We start from the raw sequence: 21,230 nt of genomic DNA, 5'->3' as shown, positions 1-21,230 counted from the left end.
CGCCTTACTGCGGGAACGGCCTTCGGCCCCGTCGGCCGGACCTGCGCTTCCCGAGACCGCCGCCGTACGCCGATGCGGGGGCGCTCCTTCAGGATCTTTCCAGTACATCGCGCAGCGCCGCCTCGATGTCCGGGTAGCGGAAGGCGTACCCGTGGCGCAGAAGCGCCGCGGGAATCACCCGCTGGCCTTCGAGAAGCACCGATCCGAATTCCCCCATGGCGAGCCGAAGCAGGAAGCCGGGCGTCCGCAGGCGACTCGGGCGGTGGAGCAGCCGCCCCAGGAGGAGTGCCAGGTCATTGTTCCGCACGGGGTTGGGAGCGGTGAAGTTGGCCGGCCCGCGGATCGCTTCCTTTTCCAGGACGAATTCCATGGCGCCCAGAAGATCTTCCATGTGAATCCAGGAAAACCACTGTCTACCGGAACCCAGCGGGCCGCCCGCAAAGCGCTTGAACGCGGGAATCATCTGGCCCAAGGCCCCGCCCGTTTTTCCGAGTACGATCCCGAAGCGGGTGATCACCACCCGCGCGCCCTTTGAAGCGGCTTCCATGGCTTCCCCCTCCCATTCGCGGCAGAGGGTCGCCAGGAAATCGTTTCCGGGCGCGGCTTCTTCGGTCAGCGTCTCATCGCCGCGCGGGCCGTAGTAGCCCACCGCCGACGCGCTTACCAGCACACGGCCGGCGCCTTCCGGGAAGGCGTCCACCAGGTTCCTCGTAGCCAGTATCCGTGATTCCCGGATCGCCTTCTTCGCTTCGTCGGTCCAGCGGCGGAAAATGGAGGTTCCCGCCAGGTTGATCACGGCGTCCTGCCGGGCGAGGGCTTCCTGCCAGGGGCCCGGCCGGGCGGTATCCGCGGCGATCACCCGCACCTCGGCCGGAGCGCGCGGCTTCCGGCCCGGCGACCGATCCACCACGGTGATCTCGTGCCCCTTTTGCAGCAGGCGGAGCGAAAGTTGGGTGCCGATGAATCCCAGGCCGCCGGTGATCAAAACCTTCATGAGGATCCTCCTGTGGGCGTTGCGTTGCCGTGGAAAGCAGGTGCCCAAGCCGCCTGCTCAAAATATGCCTGTTCCGGCTCCCGACGGCAAGAGGCGTGGCAAAGGAAGGCGGCCCGCCCAAAGGCACCTTCCGGGACCCCCCCCTCGCCGACGTTTCGGCGAAGATCGTGCGGCTCCGCCCGCCGTTGCGTGGTGCTTCGGTGATGGGTGCTTCGGTGCGTTACGGCCGCAGGCGCGGCCTTCACGCACCCTACGCCTTCCACCTTGTTCCCAAGCTCCAGCTTGGGAACACAACTCAGCCGAAGCTCCAGCTTCGATTGGCGTGAAGGGGTTCGGAGGGTGGACAAGGTGGGTGGGGAAGAGAAGCCGCTTGAAGAAGCGCCATAAGGGGAGTCCGGAGGTCGGGGGTCCCCTTACGGTTGAACGCAGCGACCGGGCGGGCAGGAGCGCCTTTCAGCGGGGCCCGCCGGGTCGCCTCAGGAGTAATACGCGCATTTCGCGCAGGTGAAACCGCTCCACATGCTCTTGGCGGCCTTGTCCAGGCAGGCCTCGTAGTAAATGCAGTCGAAGTTTCGCACACCTTTCCCTTCTTTGCATCGCGTGGGCACGGGTACCGGAGCTGCCGTTGGCTCATGGCGAAGGGTCTGGGAAGCGAGTTGTTTCATGGACCAACATCCTCCTCATCAAAACGTTTCGGGACCGGATCTTCCTCATGTCTGCGGCCCTGGAAAGGGACTTGAAGAAAGATCACTTGTCCGGAGACCATTTGCCAAGCCGACTCAAGAGCAGCAGCCCGGCCACAGCGATGATCCAGCATGCCAGATCCATAAGCCCTCCTGAAAAAGACACTCTCGTTTGCGTTCGAACAGCGTGTTTAACCCTTGGAGCCATCAAGGTCAAGCATCTTTAAAAGAAAAAACGCCCGAAATCAAGTGGGTGGGCTCTCTGTCACAAAAAACAAGAAAATCTCTTGGTAGCGTTCTAAAGTGGAGACCTTGATCAAAAAGGTTAACGAAGGTCAAAAAATCTCCCCCTCCCCTTAATCCCCTCCCACCAGGGGAGGGGAAAATGCTCCCTCTCCCTTGATGGGAGAGGGTTGGGGTGAGGGTGAGAAAGTTACCGTATGTCAATCAGTTACATTCCCCTCCCCTTAATCCCCTCCCACCAGGGGAGGGGAAATAGAATTTGCCATCCAATATTAGGTCTATTATTTTCTACGCTATCAATCTCTTTGCGCCTTTGCGCGAGACATTTTGGTCGCGGCCATCCCCATTACTGGCTCAGGAGCTTCCCGTCAACTGGATTTGTCGGTCGTGGAGTCCTGAAAAAGGCGGACTGCGGTGCTCACCACGGTCTCGACCCGTGCATGCCTCCCGGGAACCCACCGAACAGCCCGCCCATGACCGCTCCCAGAATTCCGAAAACCAGGCTCCCGAGTACGGTCAGAATGAGAAACGCGGGGATGGATGCAACAGCCCATTTGACCATGAGAATCACCATGGAAAAAAAGGGCATCCTGATGTCCACCACGGTGACCTGCTCTACGCTTCTCGGGTCCATGAAAAGCCTCCTTGCAGAATCTTAAGGGTTGTCCCGGCGTCCCGGGTGCTTACGGACTCGACGAGGGGTTGAAGCCCGCACCCGCTCACCCCTTCGCCCCCCTCAGCGCCTCCGTGCATAAAGGTTCTGGGCGCGGGCCAGGGCTTCCGGGGTGTCGACGCCCATCACCTCGTCTTCTTCGGCGACGGCGAACCCCACCGAACGGCCCGCGCCGCGCAGGATTTCCACCAAGTCGGTGAGGAAATACTCGCGGATTACGGTCCAGGCGCCGTCACGTTCCTTTTCCACGGTGTGAGGCCGCGCGGCCAGTTCATCCAGGCTTTGGAGCAGGACCACGCGTTTGGCTCCGTAGACACCGGCATTGCAGAATCGAAGCGCGTCCCGCCGTTCCTGCGGGTAGTTCCGCCAGTACTTCCATTCCGTGATGCGTGCGACGCTTTCTCCTTCCAGCTCCAGGACGCCGTAGGCGGCCTTGTCCCGGGGTTCGAAGGCGAGCACCGCGAATGGGTGGCGGGAGAGTTCCCGGAGGATCTTTCGGTAGGTGGCGGGGCGGATGAGGGGGACGTCGCCCATGGTGATGAGGACGTCGTCGGTGGCCGCGGTTTCGAGAAAGGAGCGGGCGGCCAGGAGCGCTCCGCCGGTCCCGTTCATTTCCGACTGGAAGATGTAGTGAACGGAGAGGCCCCGGGTGGCGCGGCGGATGTCTTCCTGGCGGTGGTGAACCACGATCCCCTTGGGGCCGGGTGGGAGATTTTCCAGGACTTCCAGAAGCAGCGGGCGGTGCCCTTCAAACGGCCCGGCGACCGGTACAAGCGGAAGCAGCGTCTTGTTTCCTTCGTAGCCGCGCATGCGGCTCCCTTTGCCGGCGGCCAACACGATCCCGGCCGCTTCCGCGGGCAGGCCCTGCAAGGTCATGGTTGCGGCTCCTTCGCCGGATCTACGATCCCTCCGAATCGCCGGAGGATGCCCCCAGGCGTTCGCGGTATTGCTTCACGGCGCGCAGGTGTTCGGAATAACTGACGGAAAACGAGTGCGTGCCGTCGTTGTTGCTCACGAAGTAGAGGTAAGGAACATCAGCCGGGTTCAAGACGGCCTCCAGGGACTTCTTCCCCGGATTGCAGATGGGTCCCGCGGGAAGCCCCGTCCGGGTGTAGGTGTTGTAAGGGGTCTCCCGCTCCAGGTGGTGCCGGGTGATGGGGCCGTTGAACCCCGGGATGTCGTAAACGGCGGTCGGGTCGCTCTGAAGCGGCATGTCTTTCAGCAGCCGGTTGAAAAAAACGGCGGCGATGAGCGGGCGTTCTTCGTCCACCATGGCTTCCTTTTCCACCAGGGAGGCTAGGATGACCGTGTCGTGCACGGTGAGTCCCCGTTGGGCGGCGTGGTCCCGCAACGCTTCGGGGAAGTTCTTTCGGAACGTCTGAACCATGCGCCGGAGTATAGACTCCTCGGCCTGGGACTTCCGGAAAGTGTAGGTGTCGGGAAAGAGGTAGCCTTCAAGGGATGGGGCGTCGATTTCCAGCGAGTCGAGGAAGGCCCGGTCCCCTGCGAGTTCCAGCACCCGCTCTCGGCGGGCGAGTCCGGACTCCGCCAAAATACGGGCCACGTCGTCCACGGTGGAACCTTCCGGAAAGGTGACTCGGTGGGTGACGATCCGTCCCCGGCTGAGATGGTCCAGGATCTGGGCGGGCGTGAAAAAGGGCGACAGCCGGTACTCGCCGGCTTGCAACTTGTGAGCGTTCCCGGTGATCACGGAGAAGACGTAGAAGTCGGTTTCGTCGGACACCACACGGGTCTCGGCCAGCTTCCGGGCTATGGCCCGTGCGGTCATACCTTCTTCGACGATCACCGCCTGCGGGAAAATCCCGTTGCCCGCCGGGCGGTGCCAGGCGTTCCACACGTGAAACCCGGCGGCGGCTCCGATAAGCAGCACCAAGTGGCAAAGAAAAGCGACGCGGAATTTCATGAGCGACGTACGCATCCTCGAGGCGAAGGTCAGAGAAGTCCACGGCCGGAACGTTTCACCAAGACTGGTTCCCTATCATATTTTCGCGTCGGTCTTCAAGCGGGATACGGATAACCCGGTTTCAGCAGCCAAACCGCGATTCCGTATGTTTCTTGACTTTTCGACAGAACCTGCGGGAACGGCCGCCTAATGGAGAAAGCTTGACAACGCGGTGTGGAATTCGTCCAGGGAGTCGGCACGAAGAGCTTTCCTGAAGAGGAGTTTCAGCGCATCCGGATCTTGGATCTTCCGAAGGGACTGAAGGATATCTTTGGGAACATCCTTAAAGCGCGCTTCCAAGGTCTCCAGGATATGTTCCCGTGTGGCCTCCAGCGTCCCTTGCTGCAGTCCCGACTCGTAGCCTTCCTTCTTGATCAGTTCATAGGCATAGGATTCCATCATGATGTCCCTCCTGCGCTCCAGCAGCCGGCGAGGTGGATCCTTGTCCACAAGACCCGAAAGAAGCGCCATGCCGGTCAAAAGATCCGCCTTGTCGCTTCGGCCGAGGCTCGAGCCATAGACGGCCTCTTCGGCCATTTGAAAGATCTCCGACCCTCCCCGCATGAGCGCCACAAACGGCATGAGGCACGGATTTCCCCATTCCAGGACCTTTTGGGCGTCCATGGCGGCAAGGGATATCCCCTGGAACCGGTAGCGGATGCCGCCGTCTTCGAAGATTTCCACCACGTTCCCACCGGGGGTGAGAAGCATCACCACCGGCAAGACCGAGAGGCCCGTTTTCAGACGATACCGCGCGTCGTATTCCAGAAGCCGCAACGGTACGTTCGGTTCCCACCGGCTTTGTACTTCCAGCAACACGATAAAGACCCGCCCGTCGGAAGCCCGCACCCGGATGGGAAAATCGCTACGGCGAACCGAAGCCGTCTCCTGGGGAAGTTCCAAAATCTCCGATTCTTCCACGTGGAGACCCAGGAAAAACTCCAGCGCCGCCTCACGGCAGTGGGCGAGGATGACCTTCATGGCGGCATCGTAGCCACCCATGGCGGACCCCTTGCGAAAGTTTCCGGATACGGCTTGAAAATATCACAGTCCCCAGGGATGGCCAACGGGTCGTTCCCCGTGAGATCCCGGGAGGCTGCTGTTCCAACTCGCGGATCGTTATTCCAGGCGGCGGGGCGGTCCGCGGACCGCCGCCTGGAGCCGGGCCGGCTCGGTACACCGCAGGGGTTGAGGCTCATTCGGGATTTTCTGAAATGTTTCCGGGCCGACGGCATCGCCTGCATCGACGAAGCGGTTGAGCGGCTTTCAGGATCTGGAACAACTGCCGCTTCTCACCAAAGCGGAAATTCGAAAGAACCTCAAGGACATGCTCTGGAAAGACTGCCCCGGGGGGCTCTTTCGCTACAACACGGGGGGATCGTCGGGGGAGCCCCTGGTTTTTTATTTCGACCGGCGCCGGCAGGCCTATGATGCGGCGGCGCGGGCCATGACCCATCGTTGGTGGGGGATCGATATCGGAGATCGCGAACTTTACCTGTGGGGATCGCCGCTGGAAATCACCAAACAGGATCGCCTGAAGGACCTGCGGGATCGATGGACGAACCAATTGCTTGTGAGCGCCTTCGAGATTTCGGCCGAGCGTATTCCGGGGCTTGTGGAGGCGTTCCGAAGGTTTCGGCCCGATTGTGTTTTCGGCTACCCCAGCACCATCGATTTGTTCTGTCGCATGGCAGGGGCTCAAGGCCATCGGCTGGATGATGTGGGAGTGCGGGTGGTTTTCTGCACGGCCGAAGTCCTCTACGACCATCAGAGGGAAAGCATCGCCTCCCACTTCGGAGGCGTGCCGGTGGTGGATTCCTACGGAAGCCGCGAAGGGGGCTTCATCAACCATCAATGCTCCGAAGGGTCCTACCACGTGATGGATTCGAACTACGTGCTGGAATTCTTAAAGGACGGGATGCCGGCCGCACCGGAGGAAGACGGCGAGATCGTCATCACGCACCTGGATGCGTGGGGCATGCCCTTGATTCGATATCGGACGGGGGATGTGGCGTCGCGGCGCGTGGAAGGGTGCGCCTGCGGCAGGGGATTTTCGCTCATGAGCAAGGTCCGGGGCCGGAGCACCGATTTTATCGTGACGCCGGACGGCCGATGGCAGCACGCGCTTTCCGTCATCTACGTGGTTCGGGACATCGAAGGGGTGGACCAGTTCAAGATCGTACAGGAGGCTGTGGACGACGTGCGGGTGTTCCTCAAGGTGCACGAAGAGCTCTACCCGGCGGACGGCGACCAGCGCATCGCCCGCGGCTTCAAAAAGCGCATGGGGGAAACCGTGAACGTCCGCATCGAGCGTGTTTCCGACATCCCTCGGGAAGCGTCCGGGAAATACCGGTACGTGGTTTCCCGGGTGGCCGAAACGGCGACCCACGTGTAGAGCGCCCCCATGTCGGGCGCGTACCTCTGTAGAAGGTTGCACGGTTCGAGAGCCCAATGAAACGTTTATTTCGAATCCTGTGGCACGCGCTGGCCCTTTGGGGTTTGGTGAGCCTGGTCGGTGGGGCCTATGTGGGCTTTACGGTCCTGCGTTCGTATGACCTCACCCCGCGGCAGCTGGTGGTGAAAGCGGCCCGCAAATTCGGCGTGTTTCCGGAACAGGTGGCCGAGGCCGTAAAACCCGGCCCGAGGTACCATCCCGAGGCACTGCGGGGAGAGCCCGTTTCAGGGCATCCGCGGATTCTCTTTTCCGCTAAGGAGTCTACGTTTCGACTTCGGAGCCGCTATGAAACGGACACGGCCTTCAGAAAACAGGTGGACGGGGTCGGTTCGGGCCAAGGGATCATGAACGGAGCGGTTGCCTGGGTTTGCCGGGGCGATGAAGCGGCCGGCCGGAGTGCGGTGGAAAGGCTGCTCGAGGTCGTCCTGGACACACCGCGGGCGGAAGGAAATTATGGGAACGGGCTGGAAATGGCCTTTACGTACGACCTCCTGGGGGACCATCCCGCCTGGAGCCCGGAAAAGCGCCAGCGCCTGAACCTGAAGCTCCGCAAAAACCTGGAAGATTCCATGCTGGTCCTTGACGGCGGTTCGGCATCGCTTTGGCACGGAAGAACGCAGCTTGCGGCTTCCGCCTGGGTGGTGGCCGCCGCCATGGACCCTCAAGGTCCTGAAGACATGGCGCTTCGAGCTCAGGCCCAACGGCATTTTCTCGAATCGGTGGAAGCGTTTCGCCTGAGCGGCGGATGGCCCGAAGGCTACAATTACTGGATCAACAACCGGGCGTTTCCTTTCGCCCTGGCCTGTCTTGCGCATCTACACGCCGTGAAGGAACCGGCTCTGAACGCCCTCATGGCCGATACGCTCACCCGATTGGGCCTTTGGACCATTCACGGGACGGAACCCATCGGGCGCTTCGCCCTTTTCGGCGACACGGGCCCTCGAAACGACCTGAAAGACGAAACTCAGCGGGTCATCGATCTTGTGACGCTGGGAACGAGCCTTCCCATCTTTCGGGATTATTCCCGGTATCTCACCGGTCTTCACGGCGGCGATGCCTATTACAGCGGTCATCGCTGGGGAATCCCGCTCCTTCGGGGTCTTGCCGAATGGGATCATGGTGCGGAAGACGCCTTGAAGGACCTCGGAGTGCTGGAAGGACGGGTTCCACGAAGCGCCGTCTTCGGCCGTCACGACGGCATGGGTCAAGTGTTCATCCGTTCCGATTGGGGACCGGAAGCCACTTTCATTTCCTTTCAGGCGGGACATTCCTTCACGCATCACGGCCATTATCAGGCCGGGCACTTCACCATCACCAAGAAGGTTCCGCTGGCTGTCAAGAGCGGCACCTACGGCGGCTACACCTCACCGCACCGGCTCCATTATTACATCCGCACGGTGGCAGCCAATTCGCTGCTGGTGCTTCGCCCCGGAGAACAGGTCCGGCCCAACCGGTTTTTCGAAACCAACGTGGCCGACGGCGGCCAGCGCATCGTGATGCCCACGGGAAGCGCCGTGGTCAGCCTTGCCGACTGGAGGGCGAACCTCCACCGCGGGCGCCGCTATGAAGGTGGGAGAATCACGGCCTTCGACAACCACGATCCGCGTTTTGTCTATGTGGCGAGCGACCTGACCGGAGCCTACAACAACACGCACTATGACGACAACGAGCGAGGCGGCAAAGTTGAACGTGTGGAACGATCTATGGTGTACCTGACGAAAGAGGACGCCGTGGTGATTTACGACCGGGTGACGGCCGTTCAGGCCGATTTCACGAAAAAGTGGCTGCTCCACAGTTGGTCGAAACCGGAGACGGCCCAAGAGCGCGTGCTGGTGGGCGACCAGTATAACGGCATCCTGGAATCTAAGGATCGTCGAGCGGTGATCCAAAGGGAAGGAGCGGCGCTCCAGGTGCACGCCCTGCTGCCTCAAGAGGCTGTCCTTCGCAAGGTGGGCGGCCCGGACTATCGATACTACGTGGAAGTGGACGGGGACGATGAGGACCTGGACGGCACCAACATGGAAGCAGGGGCTTCGGAGCAGCCCTGGTTTGACGCAGGGCTCTGGCGTCTGGAAATTCAGCCTGAGGAAAAGCGCAAGGCGGACCGCTTTCTCGTGGGGCTCAAGCCCGGGCTTGCCGGCGACGAGGGTTCTTTACCAGAAACTCCCGTCCTGGTGGATGCCGGAGCTGCGGAAGGGCTCCTGTGGGGGCACGCGGTGGTGCTTTTCGGAAAAGAGGGAAACATCGTCCATGAGGTTTCCTACCAGGTTCCGGAAGGTATCAGGCCGATGTTCCACCTCATCGTGAACCTTCCGGCCGGGCGTGCCGTTCGCGTTGGGGCGGGAGGAAGCGGGGAGCGCCTGCGGGTGAACGAAGAAGCCGCCGTCACATTTCAAACCTCCGCGGGCCCGGCAAGAAGGGTGACGGTTCAGATCGAAGGCACGTAATATGCCGGGGGAGGGGGGGGGGGGCGCCAAGATGGGACGTGCGAGCGTGGGGGCCGGTGATGGTGCGTTGCGCTTGGTATGGTGCGTTGCGCTTGGTATGGTGCGTTGCGCTTGGTATGGTGCGTTGCGCTCGGGATGGTGCGTTGCGCTCGGGATGGTGCGTTGCGCTCGGCTTCGCCTCGCTCCACGCACCCTACGCGGTGATGCGGCGGGGCGGCTGGGTATGGTGCGTTGCGCTCGGGATGGTGCGTTGCGCTCGGCTTCGCCTCGCTCCACGCACCCTACGCGGCTGAGGCATGCGATTGAACCGATCTTCGAAGCAAGGTTTGCGGACGGCAGTTACGGATTTTGATCATGAAGCAACCGTAGGGTGCGTGAAGCCCGCGACAGCGGGCGCAACGCACCAGAGAGGTTTGAGTCCACCCGAAAGCACCAGCCGATCATGAAGCAACCGTAGGGTGCGTGAAGCCCGCGACAGCGGGCGAAACGCACCATAACGGGAGAAGATTTTACGCGGGCCGGTGATGGTGCGTTGCGCTCGGCTTCGCCTCGCTCCACGCACCCTACGCGGCTGAGCGGCGAATGTTCCATTGGTGGAGACGGCTATGGGTAATCGGGCCGGCGATTCCCCCTTGTTCCCAACCTCCCGCTTGGGAACAAGGGGGGGTATCTCTATAATCAGGTATAGACCGAGGCCGATCAGGCGGGTCTACATTGACAAACCGGGCAACCGATTTCAACCATGAAGCAACCGTAGGGTGCGTGAAGCCCGCGACAGCGGGCGCAACGCACCAAAGAGGTTTGAGTCCACCCGTAAGGCACCAGCCGATCAAGAAGCAACCGTAGGGTGCGTGAAGCCCGCGACAGCGGGCGTAACGCACCACGATTTAACGCGCGGGACGCCATTTTGCGCACCCGGTGCGACCCTTGGGTACCCGTCGCCCGAAAACACCGCATCCCGTCGGCGCAAGGGAGGCGCGGGCCATGCCGAATTACCGAAGGCACTTTGTTCCCGGCGGAAAATATTTCTTCACCCTCGTCACTTACGATCGCCGGCCATGGCTGTGCCACGAAAAGGCCCGTCGGGCCCTGCGGGATGCCATCACCTGCGTACGGACTTCGTTTCCGTTTGCCATCGATGCCTGGGTTCTGCTTCCGGACCATGTGCATTGCATCCTGACGCTTCCGGCCGGCGATGCCGATTTCCCCGAGCGCTGGCGCCGGATTAAGGCGATGGTATCGAGACGATGCGGCGATTGGGCCGGCGAACCCGCTCCGGATTCTTCCCGTGCCCGGCGCAAGGAACGGCTTCTATGGCAGCGCCGCTTTTGGGAACATGCCATCCGGGACGACAACGACTTTGCCGCCCACGTCGATTACATCCATTACAACCCCGTGAAACATGGGTGGTGTTCGATGCCCGCCGATTGGCCTTATTCGACTTTTCATCGTTACGTGGCCGCAGGGTTGTATCCCATGGATTGGGCCGCGGGCAGGGTTCCGGTTTTTCCCGAAAGCATTGGCGGTGAGTAGCGAGCAGGGTACAAGGAATGCGTAGGGTGCAAGGAATGCGTAGGGTGCGTGAAGTGAGGCGAAGCCGAACGCAACGCACCAAAACGTCGGATGTTGAAACCCCGTAGGGTGCGTGAAGCCCGCGACAGCGGGCGAAACGCACCATAACGGGAGAAGATTTTACGCGGTTGGGTATGGTGCGTTGCGCTCCCGCGCCGACGGCGCGGTCGCTGCACGCACCCTACGCGGTGATGCGGCGGGGCGGCTGGGCATGGTGCGTTGCGCTCGGCTTCGCCTCGCTCCACGCACCCTACGCGGCTACGCGGCTTAAGTGCCGTTCGGGAACCGCCCCTACGCGAAAAAACGGATACCCCATCCCCAGAAGGGTGAAGGGTATTCTCAGACAGCCTCTAAGATAATCTTCAATCCATGCGGCGGATGTTCATGTCTTTCAGCTTATAGAGGAGGGTCCGGTAGCTGATTTTTAGGATCCGAGCGGCTTCGCGGCGGTTCCAATGGGTTTCATCCAGCACCTGTTCGATTACCGCCTTTTCGACCTTCATCACCGCTTGGTCCCGGACTTCTTTGAGCGACGGGAATTTCTTTCCCTTTGGAACGGCAAGCACTGGTTCGGCCTCGACGTCCTGGACGGGGTCAGCGGCGCCGTCTTTTCGCGGCGCCGTTTCTCTTGCGGCGCTGATGTCCATCTGGCACCGGAGTTCCCGTTCGATTTCGGGGTGGTTTCCCAGGACACTGAGGCGCTTGAGGTAGTTTTCCAGTTCCCGGACGTTTCCGGGCCAATGGTAGTCGAGAAAGAGCTCCATGAGGCTCGCAGGCACGGCGGAGACCGTGTTTCCATAAATGGCGCGGTGTTGTTCGAGGAAGAAGTCGACGAGCGGCGGAATGTCTTCCTTTCTTTCTCGAAGCGGCGGAACCACGATGCTGATGGTGTTGATGCGGAAGTAGAGGTCTTCCCGGAAGTTTCCGGCCAGGATTTCCGCCTCCAGGTTCCGATTGGTGGCGGCGATAACCCGCGCCTGGGTGCCGATTTCCTTGTTTCCCCCGATGCGGGGGAACTTCTGGTCCTGGAGGACCTGCAGGAGCTTCGCCTGCATGGTCAGCGGGATCTCCCCGATTTCGTCCAGGAAGATGCTGCCGTCGGCGGCGGCTTCGAACTTTCCGATGCGCCGGCGGTCCGCCCCCGTGAGGGCTCCCTTTTCGTAGCCGAAAAGCTCCGTTTCCATGAGTTCCCGGGGAAGCGCCGCGCAATTGACCTTCATGAAAGGCTTTTCCCGGCGTCCGGAATAATAGTGGAGCGCCCGCGCTACCAGTTCTTTACCGACACCGCTTTCGCCGCTGATCAGGACGTTGAGGTCCACATCCGCAACCTTGAGGATGATCTGGCGGACCTTCAAGATCGCCTGGCTGGTGCCGATGATTTGCGGTTCGCAAGCTGTCATCGTTTTTTCAGCCCCGTATCATGAACCCTGAACGGTCCGTAGCAGCCTGCCTGGTCGATGCGTTGAAACCGGGGGGCGCCTTCGCTTCCCCGGGGTAGCCGGGAACGGATCAGGAAAGCAGCTCGGAAATCGCCTGGGCCAATTCCTTGAGATCGAAAGGCTTGGACAGCACCCGGTCGGCGTGCTCCTCCTCGGCAAGCTTTTCCGGTGAATTGCCGTATCCGGTGATACAGATCACCGGGGTCTCGGGGTGGCGCCCCTTGGCGATCTTCACCAGCCCGATGCCGCTCACGTAAGGGAGCATCACGTCGACGATCATCAGATCGAACAGCTCCCCGCTGATCTTTTCCAGGCCCTCGAGCCCGTCGGCCGCCTCTACGACCGCGAATCCAGATTCTTCGAGGTAGCTGTGGAGAAGATCCCGCAATCCATCATCGTCTTCGATGATCAGAATTTTGCGCATAACCTTGCTTTCGTCGGCAACGGGTGGAAAGGTCCCTCACTGCGCGGCATTGAGGGCGCACCAGAATCGATGGAAAAGGCGAATCGTCCAATGCTGATCGTTCGGATCTTAGTCGAGAGGTTACTTGGCCGAACGCTCTCAAGTCAACGGAAAACCGGATCTGCGATAGAGTTCGAACGGCGGCACCGGAAGATGTCACAGCCGGGTGCGCCGGGAAGGCCGCTTCGGCCGGCGGGGGCGTAGCGCCGAACTCCGAAACCTCACGGCCCCGCCGCCGCGGGGGCGTCTCCCCTGGAAAGCATCAGCTTCCGAACGGATTCCGGAAGCGAGGGAAACTTCTTTTCCATGGCGGGAAGCAACTGGAGCGCCACGAGATCCCGCACGGAGGCGGCGCCGGCCTTGACAAGCTGCAGGTATTCTGCGGCGAAGGGCGACCGTTCCAGTGTTTCCGCGCTTCCCTTCAGGTGGTCCACGCACAGGTGGGCCACGTGGAGCAGAGCCACCGTTTCACGGGTTTCGGCCGGAATCCGCGCCGGCGGCGCGAATTCCGGATAATGCTGGTATTCGAGACTCAGGCAGACAGTGTCCGGGATGTTCCACTTTGCCAGCAACATGGCGCCGATCTTTCCCGAGTCGAGCATGTCGATCAGGACGTGGAGCTTCGGGTTCTGCCTCTTGAGGAGCAGGATCATGCTCTTTCCGATGTCGTGAAGCAGCGCGATGGTGCTCATCATCGAAGCCTTCCGCCGATGGTGAAGCAGGCAGATTTCGCCGGCCAGATGGGAAACGACCACTCGGAAGATCGACGGCGCGCCATGAGGCGAAATCCGCCGGCCCGCGAAGAGAAGTAGGGAAGGGCGGGCGTCTCAGGTTGAAACAGACACTTGCCGCCGCGCCGGAACCTTTTGAGACGCGGAAGGAGGCCGGGGTTTGTCGCGTTTCAATGCTCTCTCAAATCGGGACAGACGGGGATCAGAGGCGGGCCGTCTGGAAGAGCGCCTGGGCTTCGTAGGAACTTCGCACCAGGGGGGCGCAGGCCGCGCCGGAAAAACCCATGGCCAGCGCCTGTCTTTCCAGCTCCTGGAACGCTTCAGGGGTGACGTAGCGCACCACCGGATGATGGTGTTCCGACGGGGAAAGGTACTGCCCGGCGGTGACGAGCCGGCAGCCGACGTTTCGCAGGTCTTGCATCAGCGCGACGACTTCCGTCAGCTCTTCTCCGAGCCCCACCATCAGCCCCGACTTGGTCACCACCCGGGGGTTGTGACCCGCCGCCCGCTCCAGCAGTTCCAGGGAACGCCGGTAGTCCGCCTGGGGGCGGACCTTGGAGTAGAGCCGGGCCACGGTTTCCACGTTGTGGTTCAGGACATCGACGCCCGCGTCCAAGATGCGCCTGAGCGCGTCCCGGTTCCCGCCTAGGTCCGAAATGAGCACTTCCACGGAAAGATCCGGGAGCCGCTTGCGGATCGCTTCCACGGTCCGGGCGACGTGAGCGGCCCCGCCGTCCGGCAGATCGTCCCGGGTCACCATGGTGAGCACGCTGTAGCTCAACCCCATTTCTTCGACGGCTTGAGCGATCCGCTCGGGTTCCGCTGGGTCCGGCGCGCGGACGGGGCCCTTTTCGACGGCGCAGAAGGTGCACCGGCGGGTGCAGGCGGGTCCGAGCAGCATGAAGGCGGCCGTTCCCCGTTGAAAGCAGTGCATCTGGTTGGGGCAGTGCGCTTCCACGCAAACGGTGCAAAGCGCCCGGTTCCGGATCCGTTCCAGGACCGGGGAATCGGGGAGCGTCGCGGGCATCCGGACGCGAAGCCACGGAGGCTTCCCAACCCGTCGCGTCATCGTCAAATCCTCCCTTCCGCCTTTCTATGATCCTTCCGCTTTAAAATCCTTCCGCTTCAAAATATTTCCACCCTTTCCCGTCCTTCCCCGTTCCTTTTGCCATTCTACCCTAAAGGATGAGAAAAGACCTGCGTGGGAGCCAGCGCCTCTCCACGGGATACGGACGGCTCCCGCAAGAGCGGCCTTTTGAAATAGGAGGATTGTGCCGTGTGTTTTGTGCTATTGGGCGCAACCAGCCCGAGACGGACTAAAAAAACCCGGCCGAGAGACGACCGGGCTTTTCATCAGTGTTGGAGGCGGCAACCGGATTCGAACCGGTGAATAACGGTTTTGCAGACCGCTCCCTTACCACTTGGGTATGCCGCCTTGTTGCAGTTGCTTGCTGTTTATCCGAAACCGGCTCTGGTGTCAAGGACGTAAGAACTTGCCCAAAAACAAGCTCATGAAAGTCGGGCCCTAAGGTTCCTTGTTCTTTTATGAGCGGGCTTGCCCGCGACCCGTAAAACCGGCCATGCCGTGTTTCCCCTCGTTTCCAAGCTCCGGCTTGGGAACGGCCTCATGGGAATCGAAGCTGGAGCTTCTGCACAGTTGTGTTCCCAAGCTGGAGCTTGGGAACAAGGTGGAATGTCTCAGCCCATCGGCCCGAGGGCGGGCCTCCCACACAGGTGCGCCATTGTGGGAGCGGCGCCATGGCCGCGATCCGAGTTGCGGACACCCAATCCCCGGAAGGGTGAAGGATATTTTCAGACGGCCTCTAAACGTCGGCGGGCGGGGCGTCGGCGGTTTCCAGCGCCTTGGCCTTTCGATAGAAATCCACGAAGTAATCCCACGCGGACCAGTAGCCGAGGAAGACCGAAATCCAGAGGAAGATCTGTCCGAGCATGTCCAGCGGGTCCTGGAGCGAGGGGATGTAGAGCAGGAGAAACAGGATGGCGACGGTCTGCGAAATCAGCTTGTTTTTCCCCATGCGGCTGGCGTCCAGGATAAGGCCCTGGCTGGCGGCGATGGAGCGGAGTCCCGTGATGGTCATTTCCCGGCCCAGCACCAGGAAGACGACCCATCCGGACACTCGGCCCAGCTGCACCAGCATGATCAGAACCGCAGAGGTCAGGAGCTTGTCCGCCAGGGGGTCCAGCAATTTCCCCACGGATGTCACCAGGTTGCGGCGCCTTGCAAGGATGCCGTCGAGGTAGTCGGTGATCGATGCCACCACGTAGAGTCCGAAGGCCTCCAGGTAGGCTCTTCCGGTCACCGGCGGCGTCAGCAGGAACAAGATGGCCGGAATAGCCGCTACCCTGAGATACGTCAGGGTATTGGGGAGGTTCATGAGGTTTTTTCTGGAAAATTCGCTGGACTTCATGGTCTCTTGTACTTCATGTAGTACCGAAGAACCCGACGCAGGTACGCGTTGGTTTCTTCAAAGGGCGGGATCCCGCCATGCTTCGTCACCGCCTCAGGTCCGGCGTTATAGGCGGCCAGGGCGAGAAACAGGCTGTTGTCGAACCGGTCCATGAGAAACTTCAGGTAGCGTACGCCTCCAAAGATGTTCTGCAAAGGATCGAACGGGTCCTTGACGCCCATGTCCCGGGCCGTTTCCGGCATCAGCTGCATCAACCCCATGGCGCCCTTGTGGGAAACGGCGCCGGGATCGAAATTGGATTCCGCCTTGATGACCGCTCGAACCAGGCGGTGATCCAGGCCGTAGATTCGGCTCGCGGTGCGGATCATCTGTTCGTAGGACCCTTCAGCCGTCGCGGGCGCCGGGCTGAATTTGCGGAGCTCGGGAAGCGATACGACTTGATACTCCGGGCTGGTCGGAACGTTGGTAAAGTGGGTCACGCCGTTTTCGTCCACGTGCTTGTAAATACTTCCCGCCGGTGCCGACGGCGCCGAAACCAGGAGCGCCGGAACAAGAAGGGAAACCAGCAGCGTGAGCGCCTTCATGGAAGATCCTTCGATGATGGGGGTCCTCCGATCGTGCAACGGGCCCGGCGACGGGTGCTTTCGGCGGTACCCGCTTGCGGGGGGCGGAATCGCTTTCCCGCGGGGCCGTTCCTACCTTGTTTCCACTTTCTTCCAGTCCTTCAGGAAGGCGTCGAGCCCGAGATCCGTCAGCGGGTGGCGGGCCATCTGGCCGATCACCTTGAAGGGAATCGTCGCTATGTCGGCTCCCATCTTCGCCGCTTCCAGCACGTGGAGCGGGTTCCGGACGCTCGCGACGATGATTTCCGTTTCAAACAGGTAGTTGGAAAAGATGTCCACGATCTCGCTCACCACTTCCATCCCCACGTGGGCGATATCGTCCAGCCGCCCCACGAACGGACTCACGTAGCTCGCCCCGGCCTTGGCCGCCATCAGAGCCTGGAGCGGCGAAAAAACCAGGGTCACGTTGGTCCTGACGCCTTCATCGGCCAGTTGCCGCACCGCCTTGAGCCCTTCGATGGTCATGGGGATCTTCACCACCACGTTTTCGTCGATGGCCGCCAGTTCGCGGGCTTCCGAAACCAGGTCTTCCGCGGCGGTGCTCACCGCTTCGGCGCTCACCGGCGCTCCCACCAGGTCGCAGACGGCCTTGATGTGCCGGACGAAGGCGTCCCGGCCGACGACGCCTTCCTTGGCGATGAGCGACGGATTGGTGGTCACGCCGTCCAAGATGCCCAACCGGTGGGCTTCTTCTATTTCCTTGAGGTTCGCCGTGTCGATGAAAAATTTCATTTTCGAGTGTCTCCTTCACTGGATGTTTGGGCTGCGAGATACGCATCCCGGCAGCGTTCACTGCAAAAGTAGATGGTTTCCCCTCGAACCACGGCGCTAACGCCGCGCCGCTTCAGAAAGTAGGTCCCGCACTGGGGATCCCGGGTGAGTTCAGCCTCGGTTCCCTGGATCTCCCTTTCTTCGGACCCGGAAATCCAGCGCCGCATCCGGGACTTCACCAGCCGATAGATGACATAGAAAACGAGGATGTAAAAGAGAAGACGGATCACGTTCGCTTCCACAAGCGGACCTGCTGACCATCCACGGGAACTTCCCCGGCCAGGTCCGATACGCTTTTTCCCAAAACGGGATGCTTCCAATCGGGCGCCACTTCGGCCAGCGGCACCAGCACGAACCGCCTTTCGTGAAGCCGCGGGTGCGGCAGAGTCAGTTCCGGGAGGTCGAGCACCTCGTCGCCGCAAAACAGGAGGTCCAGGTCGATAGTCCGCGGCCCCCACCGCTGCCGCCGAACGCGGCCCAGTTCCTGTTCGATGCGCTGAGCCAGTTCCAGGAGCGCTCCGGCGTCCAGGGACGTCTCAAGCAGCATCACGCCGTTCAGAAACCAGTCCTGTTCGGTGAAACCCACGGGTTCCGTGCGGTAGAGGGATGAAACCGCCACGACCTTCACGTCCGGTTCCTCCCTGAACCGGGCCACCGCGCGAAGGCAGGCCGCCGCCGGGTCGCCCTGGTTGCTTCCGAATCCCACGGCCGCCCGGCGAAGCCTCGGCTTGAGTTCCTCCGCGCCGGCCGGCGGCCCGGGAATCCTTTCACGGCGGGTCCTGTCGAGAGGCATGCCTGGATCCTGTGCGCTTTCAAAGCGAAAGCTTTTCGATTCGCGCCACTGCTTCCTCGATCCGTTCCTTGGTGACGGTGAGGGCCATGCGGATGTAGCCTTCTCCGGCTTCGCCGAAGCCGCTGCCGGGGGTCGTGACGATCCCGGCTTCCTTGAGAAGCCGCGCGGTGAACTCGGCGGACGTATACCCTTTGGGCGTCGGGCACCACACGTAAAAGGTCGCCTTGGGCGGCTCGACGTCCAGGCCCACGCGCCGCAGCCCGGCCACCAGCACGTCCCGGCGTTCCTGGTAGACCCGCTGCATCTCGGCGACGCACCCCTGATCGCCTTCCAGCGCCTCGATCCCGGCGATCTGAATCGCGTTGAACGCGCCGGAATCCACGTTGCTTTTCACCTGCCCCAGGCCGGCCAGCACCCGGGCGTTTCCTACGGCGAACCCCAGCCTCCAGCCGGTCATGCTGTACGTCTTGGACAGCGAATGAAACTCGATCCCCACATCCTTGGCTCCCGGGACTTCCAGGAAGCTCATGGGCCGATAGCCGTCGAAGGCCATTTCCGTATAAGCCGCGTCGTGGCAGACGATGACGCCGTGTTCCCGGGCGAACGAAACGACTTTTTCGAAGAAGTCGCGTTCTGCGACGGCGCCGGTGGGATTGTTGGGATAGTTGATGAACAGGAGCTTCGTTCTGCGGGCCGTGTCGCCGGAGACGGCGTCCAGGTTCGGCAGGAAGCCGTTTTCCCGATAAAGGGGCAGGTAGTGGGATTCCCCACCGGCGAAGAGGGTGGCCGCGTGGTAGACGGGGTAGGCGGGGCTGGGCACGAGGGCGAGGTCCCCCGGGTCGATAAAAGCCAGCGGAAGATGGGCGATCCCTTCCTTGGACCCGATGAGGGTGAGCACTTCCGTCGCCGGGTCCAAGTCCACGCCGAAGCGCTTGCCGTACCATCGGGCCACGCTGTGCTTGAAACGGTCCATCCCCGAATAGGACGGGTACTGGTGATTGGCCGGGTCTTCGGCGGCCTGCTTAAGCCGCTCGATGATGGGCTTGGGCGTCGGCAGGTCCGGATCGCCCACGCCCAGGTTGATGACGTCCACGCCCTTTGCCTTGAGCTCGGCTTTCAGGCGGTCGATTTCCTGGAACAGGTAGGGGGGGAGTTGCTTCAACCGAGTCGCAAATTGCAATGACATGGACATGGACTGTGATCCTCCGGGTTCTTCAGAGCCGAGTCTTGATACCCAGGACGTGCTGCATGTCGTAGAGGCCGGGCGGCTGCGCCGCCACCCATCGGGCCGCCTGGAGGGCGCCGCGGGCGAAGTTGTCGCGGCTGTGGGCTCGGTGCGTGATTTCGATCCGCTCCCCCATCCCGGCGAAAAGGACGGTGTGTTCCCCCACGATGTCGCCGCCTCGAAGCGTCTGGATCCCGATGGCGTCCTTCGGCCGTTCCCCGATCATCCCATGGCGGGAAAAAACCCCCGCCGCTTCCAGGTCACGGTTCAAGGCTTCGGCGATCACCTGAGCCAGCTTTAGTGCGGTGCCGCTGGGCGCGTCCTTTTTGAACCGGTGGTGGGTTTCCACGATTTCCACGTCGAAGTCCGTTCCCAGGAGCCTGGCCGCGTCGGCGACCACCTTGAAGAGTACGTTCACCCCGACGCTCATGTTGGGGGCCAGCACGCAGGGGATCCGGGCGGCCAGTGCGGCGGCTCGGGAAAGGTCGTCCCGGGAAAAACCCGTAGATCCGATGACCATCGGCCGTCCCGCCGCCGCCGCCGCTTCCAGATTTTCCAAAGACGATCGCGCGCTCGTAAAGTCGATCACCACGTCGCAGCCTTCGAGCACCTCGCCGATGCTGGAAGCGATGGCGCGCCCCGCCGCCGCGCCTCCCGCCGCCTCCCGGACATCTTTGCCCACCAGCGGGTGATCGGGGCGCTCGAAAACTCCCGCCAGTTCCAGGTCCTCGGCTTCCGCCACCAGCTGGGCGATCCGCGAACCCATGCGGCCTGCCACGCCGGCCACGGCGATTCGTAGCATCGTTTGCCTCCGTCCCGGCCGCTAAATGAGCCCATAGTCTTCGATGACCTTCTTCAGCCGCTCCCGGTTGGCCGGCTGCATGGGAACCAGCGGCAGCCGGACTTCGTCGGAGGCGATCTTTCCCATCATCTTGAGCGCCGCCTTCACGGGGGCCGGGTTGGTTTCGTAAAAAAGGGCGTGGCAAAGAGGAAGGACCCGGTAGTAAAGGTCGCGGGCCTCCCGCACCTTGCCTTCCAGGTAAAGCGTGCACAGATCGGCCATGTCCTTGGGCGCCACGTTGGAAACCACCGAAATGACGCCCTTTCCGCCCACGGCGAGTAGCGGGAACGTGATGTAGTCTTCGCCGGAAAGCACCGTGAAGTCGTCCCCGCACAGGCGGATGATGTCCGTGATCTGTTTCATGGACCCGGTGGCTTCCTTGACGCCGACAATATTGGGGATTTCGGCGAGCCGGGCGATGGTTTCCGGTTCTATGTTGACCGCGGTCCGCCCCGGGATGTTGTAGACGATGATGGGGATGTCGACGCTGTCGGCCACGGCTTTGAAATGCCGGTACAGCCCTTCCTGAGTGGGCTTGTTGTAGTAGGGCGAAATCATGAGCGCCCCGTTCGCACCGCATTCCTTGGCGTGCTTGGTCAACCGGATGGCCTCGGCGGTATTATTGGAACCGGTCCCCGCGACCACCGGGACGCGCCCGTTCACCTGTTCCAGCACGACTTCCACTACGCGCTCGTGTTCTTCGAAAGCGAGCGTCGCGGATTCACCCGTGGTGCCGCAGGGTACGATCCCGTGACTGCCGTTTGCGATCTGGAATTCGACCAGATCGCGAAGCGCGGTTTCATCGATGCGGCCGTCCTTGAAAGGGGTCACAATGGCCACAAACGCCCCAGTGAACATAACAATCTCCTTGTACTCTCGTTCCGA

The 21,230-nt window shown here is 61.7% G+C and carries 22 protein-coding genes and 1 tRNA gene; 4 read left to right on the top strand and 19 right to left on the bottom strand.

Going from position 1 to position 21,230, the window contains the following annotated elements; genetic code table 11:
* Positions 1-88 precede the first annotated feature (88 nt).
* A complete protein-coding gene (locus tag FDQ92_RS01065) occupies positions 89-994 on the bottom strand; it encodes a TIGR01777 family oxidoreductase (RefSeq protein ID WP_137422880.1) in 906 nt (301 codons plus the stop codon).
* 95 nt (positions 995-1,089) lie between these two features.
* Here FDQ92_RS01065 and FDQ92_RS01060 point away from each other — a divergent pair, with 95 nt between their 5' ends.
* On the top strand, positions 1,090-1,320 hold the full coding sequence (locus FDQ92_RS01060) for a hypothetical protein (protein WP_137422879.1): 231 nt from the start codon (positions 1,090-1,092) through the stop codon (positions 1,318-1,320).
* Positions 1,321-1,470: 150 nt separating this feature from the next.
* Here the strand turns inward: FDQ92_RS01060 and FDQ92_RS01055 are convergent, their stop codons facing one another.
* The 5 genes from FDQ92_RS01055 to FDQ92_RS01035 all read right to left on the bottom strand — a co-directional run bounded on the left by FDQ92_RS01055 (position 1,471) and on the right by FDQ92_RS01035 (position 5,558).
* Entirely contained in the window at positions 1,471-1,659 is a 189-nt protein-coding gene (locus FDQ92_RS01055; RefSeq protein WP_137422878.1) for a hypothetical protein, read from the bottom strand.
* Between the two features lie 679 nt (positions 1,660-2,338).
* Complete coding sequence (locus FDQ92_RS01050; RefSeq protein WP_137422877.1) at positions 2,339-2,554, bottom strand: hypothetical protein; 216 nt, start codon at positions 2,552-2,554, stop codon at positions 2,339-2,341.
* Between the two features lie 102 nt (positions 2,555-2,656).
* Positions 2,657-3,469, bottom strand: coding sequence for an NTP transferase domain-containing protein (locus tag FDQ92_RS01045; protein WP_137422876.1), 813 nt, complete (start codon positions 3,467-3,469; stop codon positions 2,657-2,659).
* A gap of 22 nt (positions 3,470-3,491) precedes the next feature.
* A complete protein-coding gene (gene mltG, locus FDQ92_RS01040) occupies positions 3,492-4,517 on the bottom strand; it encodes an endolytic transglycosylase MltG (protein WP_170180120.1) in 1,026 nt (341 codons plus the stop codon).
* A gap of 186 nt (positions 4,518-4,703) precedes the next feature.
* Positions 4,704-5,558: an RpnC/YadD family protein gene (locus FDQ92_RS01035; RefSeq protein ID WP_137422874.1), complete on the bottom strand. Its 855-nt coding sequence runs from the start codon at positions 5,556-5,558 to the stop codon at positions 4,704-4,706.
* A gap of 253 nt (positions 5,559-5,811) precedes the next feature.
* Here FDQ92_RS01035 and FDQ92_RS01030 point away from each other — a divergent pair, with 253 nt between their 5' ends.
* The 3 genes from FDQ92_RS01030 (at position 5,812) to FDQ92_RS01020 (ending at position 10,991) form a co-directional block, all read left to right on the top strand.
* On the top strand, positions 5,812-6,951 hold the full coding sequence (locus tag FDQ92_RS01030; protein WP_137422873.1) for a phenylacetate--CoA ligase family protein: 1,140 nt from the start codon (positions 5,812-5,814) through the stop codon (positions 6,949-6,951).
* A 56-nt stretch (positions 6,952-7,007) separates the two neighbouring features.
* Entirely contained in the window at positions 7,008-9,458 is a 2,451-nt protein-coding gene (locus tag FDQ92_RS01025) for a hypothetical protein (RefSeq protein WP_137422872.1), read from the top strand.
* Between the two features lie 984 nt (positions 9,459-10,442).
* Positions 10,443-10,991, top strand: coding sequence for an REP-associated tyrosine transposase (locus tag FDQ92_RS01020; RefSeq protein WP_137422871.1), 549 nt, complete (start codon positions 10,443-10,445; stop codon positions 10,989-10,991).
* A gap of 401 nt (positions 10,992-11,392) precedes the next feature.
* Here the strand turns inward: FDQ92_RS01020 and FDQ92_RS01015 are convergent, their stop codons facing one another.
* The 13 genes from FDQ92_RS01015 to dapA all read right to left on the bottom strand — a co-directional run bounded on the left by FDQ92_RS01015 (position 11,393) and on the right by dapA (position 21,203).
* Positions 11,393-12,430: a sigma-54 interaction domain-containing protein gene (locus FDQ92_RS01015; protein ID WP_137422870.1), complete on the bottom strand. Its 1,038-nt coding sequence runs from the start codon at positions 12,428-12,430 to the stop codon at positions 11,393-11,395.
* A gap of 109 nt (positions 12,431-12,539) precedes the next feature.
* Entirely contained in the window at positions 12,540-12,893 is a 354-nt protein-coding gene (locus FDQ92_RS01010; protein WP_137422869.1) for a response regulator transcription factor, read from the bottom strand.
* Between the two features lie 260 nt (positions 12,894-13,153).
* Positions 13,154-13,687, bottom strand: coding sequence for an HDOD domain-containing protein (locus FDQ92_RS01005; RefSeq protein ID WP_137422868.1), 534 nt, complete (start codon positions 13,685-13,687; stop codon positions 13,154-13,156).
* A 178-nt stretch (positions 13,688-13,865) separates the two neighbouring features.
* Positions 13,866-14,732 carry a lipoyl synthase gene (lipA, locus tag FDQ92_RS01000; protein ID WP_137422867.1) on the bottom strand — a complete coding sequence of 289 codons (867 nt, stop codon included), beginning with the start codon at positions 14,730-14,732 and terminating at the stop codon, positions 13,866-13,868.
* Between the two features lie 291 nt (positions 14,733-15,023).
* Positions 15,024-15,098: transfer RNA gene (locus tag FDQ92_RS00995), tRNA-Cys, on the bottom strand.
* 388 nt (positions 15,099-15,486) lie between these two features.
* Positions 15,487-16,092, bottom strand: a complete 606-nt coding sequence (gene pgsA / locus FDQ92_RS00990; protein ID WP_137422866.1) for a CDP-diacylglycerol--glycerol-3-phosphate 3-phosphatidyltransferase — start codon at positions 16,090-16,092, stop codon at positions 15,487-15,489.
* Complete coding sequence (locus tag FDQ92_RS00985; RefSeq protein WP_137422865.1) at positions 16,089-16,676, bottom strand: lytic transglycosylase domain-containing protein; 588 nt, start codon at positions 16,674-16,676, stop codon at positions 16,089-16,091. Before FDQ92_RS00985 ends, pgsA begins: the two co-directional genes overlap by 4 nt.
* A gap of 111 nt (positions 16,677-16,787) precedes the next feature.
* A complete protein-coding gene (fsa, locus tag FDQ92_RS00980) occupies positions 16,788-17,447 on the bottom strand; it encodes a fructose-6-phosphate aldolase (RefSeq protein ID WP_137422864.1) in 660 nt (219 codons plus the stop codon).
* Positions 17,444-17,716, bottom strand: coding sequence for a hypothetical protein (locus FDQ92_RS00975; RefSeq protein ID WP_137422863.1), 273 nt, complete (start codon positions 17,714-17,716; stop codon positions 17,444-17,446). Before FDQ92_RS00975 ends, fsa begins: the two co-directional genes overlap by 4 nt.
* Positions 17,713-18,279, bottom strand: coding sequence for a 2-amino-4-hydroxy-6-hydroxymethyldihydropteridine diphosphokinase (folK, locus tag FDQ92_RS00970; RefSeq protein WP_137422862.1), 567 nt, complete (start codon positions 18,277-18,279; stop codon positions 17,713-17,715). The genes FDQ92_RS00975 and folK overlap by 4 nt, the downstream gene beginning before the upstream one ends.
* Before the next feature lie 19 nt (positions 18,280-18,298).
* On the bottom strand, positions 18,299-19,471 hold the full coding sequence (locus tag FDQ92_RS00965) for an LL-diaminopimelate aminotransferase (RefSeq protein ID WP_246041786.1): 1,173 nt from the start codon (positions 19,469-19,471) through the stop codon (positions 18,299-18,301).
* A 22-nt stretch (positions 19,472-19,493) separates the two neighbouring features.
* On the bottom strand, positions 19,494-20,306 hold the full coding sequence (gene dapB / locus FDQ92_RS00960; RefSeq protein ID WP_137422861.1) for a 4-hydroxy-tetrahydrodipicolinate reductase: 813 nt from the start codon (positions 20,304-20,306) through the stop codon (positions 19,494-19,496).
* Positions 20,307-20,327: 21 nt separating this feature from the next.
* Positions 20,328-21,203, bottom strand: a complete 876-nt coding sequence (dapA, locus tag FDQ92_RS00955) for a 4-hydroxy-tetrahydrodipicolinate synthase (RefSeq protein WP_137422860.1) — start codon at positions 21,201-21,203, stop codon at positions 20,328-20,330.
* Between the last annotated feature and the right edge of the window lie 27 nt (positions 21,204-21,230).

The organism is Desulfoglaeba alkanexedens ALDC (assembly GCF_005377625.1).
Lineage (GTDB): Bacteria > Desulfobacterota > Syntrophobacteria > Syntrophobacterales > DSM-9756 > Desulfoglaeba > Desulfoglaeba alkanexedens.
This window is presented reverse-complemented; position numbering and strand designations above follow the sequence as displayed.

Bases quoted from the DNA above. Each gene is read 5' to 3' on its own strand.
- FDQ92_RS00965 (WP_246041786.1), bottom strand. From the start codon at position 19,471: ATGTCCATGTCATTGCAATTTGCGACTCGGTTGAAGCAACTCCCCCCC.
- FDQ92_RS01045 (WP_137422876.1), bottom strand. From the start codon at position 3,469: ATGACCTTGCAGGGCCTGCCCGCGGAAGCGGCCGGGATCGTGTTGGCC.
- FDQ92_RS01025 (WP_137422872.1), top strand. From the start codon at position 7,008: ATGAAACGTTTATTTCGAATCCTGTGGCACGCGCTGGCCCTTTGGGGT.
- FDQ92_RS01010 (WP_137422869.1), bottom strand. From the start codon at position 12,893: ATGCGCAAAATTCTGATCATCGAAGACGATGATGGATTGCGGGATCTT.
- dapB (WP_137422861.1), bottom strand. From the start codon at position 20,306: ATGCTACGAATCGCCGTGGCCGGCGTGGCAGGCCGCATGGGTTCGCGG.
- pgsA (WP_137422866.1), bottom strand. From the start codon at position 16,092: ATGAAGTCCAGCGAATTTTCCAGAAAAAACCTCATGAACCTCCCCAAT.
- FDQ92_RS01065 (WP_137422880.1), bottom strand. From the start codon at position 994: ATGAAGGTTTTGATCACCGGCGGCCTGGGATTCATCGGCACCCAACTT.
- FDQ92_RS01050 (WP_137422877.1), bottom strand. From the start codon at position 2,554: ATGGACCCGAGAAGCGTAGAGCAGGTCACCGTGGTGGACATCAGGATG.
- FDQ92_RS01015 (WP_137422870.1), bottom strand. From the start codon at position 12,430: ATGACAGCTTGCGAACCGCAAATCATCGGCACCAGCCAGGCGATCTTG.
- dapA (WP_137422860.1), bottom strand. From the start codon at position 21,203: ATGTTCACTGGGGCGTTTGTGGCCATTGTGACCCCTTTCAAGGACGGC.
- FDQ92_RS00985 (WP_137422865.1), bottom strand. From the start codon at position 16,676: ATGAAGGCGCTCACGCTGCTGGTTTCCCTTCTTGTTCCGGCGCTCCTG.
- FDQ92_RS01035 (WP_137422874.1), bottom strand. From the start codon at position 5,558: ATGGGTGGCTACGATGCCGCCATGAAGGTCATCCTCGCCCACTGCCGT.
- lipA (WP_137422867.1), bottom strand. From the start codon at position 14,732: ATGACGCGACGGGTTGGGAAGCCTCCGTGGCTTCGCGTCCGGATGCCC.
- mltG (WP_170180120.1), bottom strand. From the start codon at position 4,517: ATGAAATTCCGCGTCGCTTTTCTTTGCCACTTGGTGCTGCTTATCGGA.
- FDQ92_RS01055 (WP_137422878.1), bottom strand. From the start codon at position 1,659: ATGAAACAACTCGCTTCCCAGACCCTTCGCCATGAGCCAACGGCAGCT.
- fsa (WP_137422864.1), bottom strand. From the start codon at position 17,447: ATGAAATTTTTCATCGACACGGCGAACCTCAAGGAAATAGAAGAAGCC.
- folK (WP_137422862.1), bottom strand. From the start codon at position 18,279: ATGCCTCTCGACAGGACCCGCCGTGAAAGGATTCCCGGGCCGCCGGCC.
- FDQ92_RS01020 (WP_137422871.1), top strand. From the start codon at position 10,443: ATGCCGAATTACCGAAGGCACTTTGTTCCCGGCGGAAAATATTTCTTC.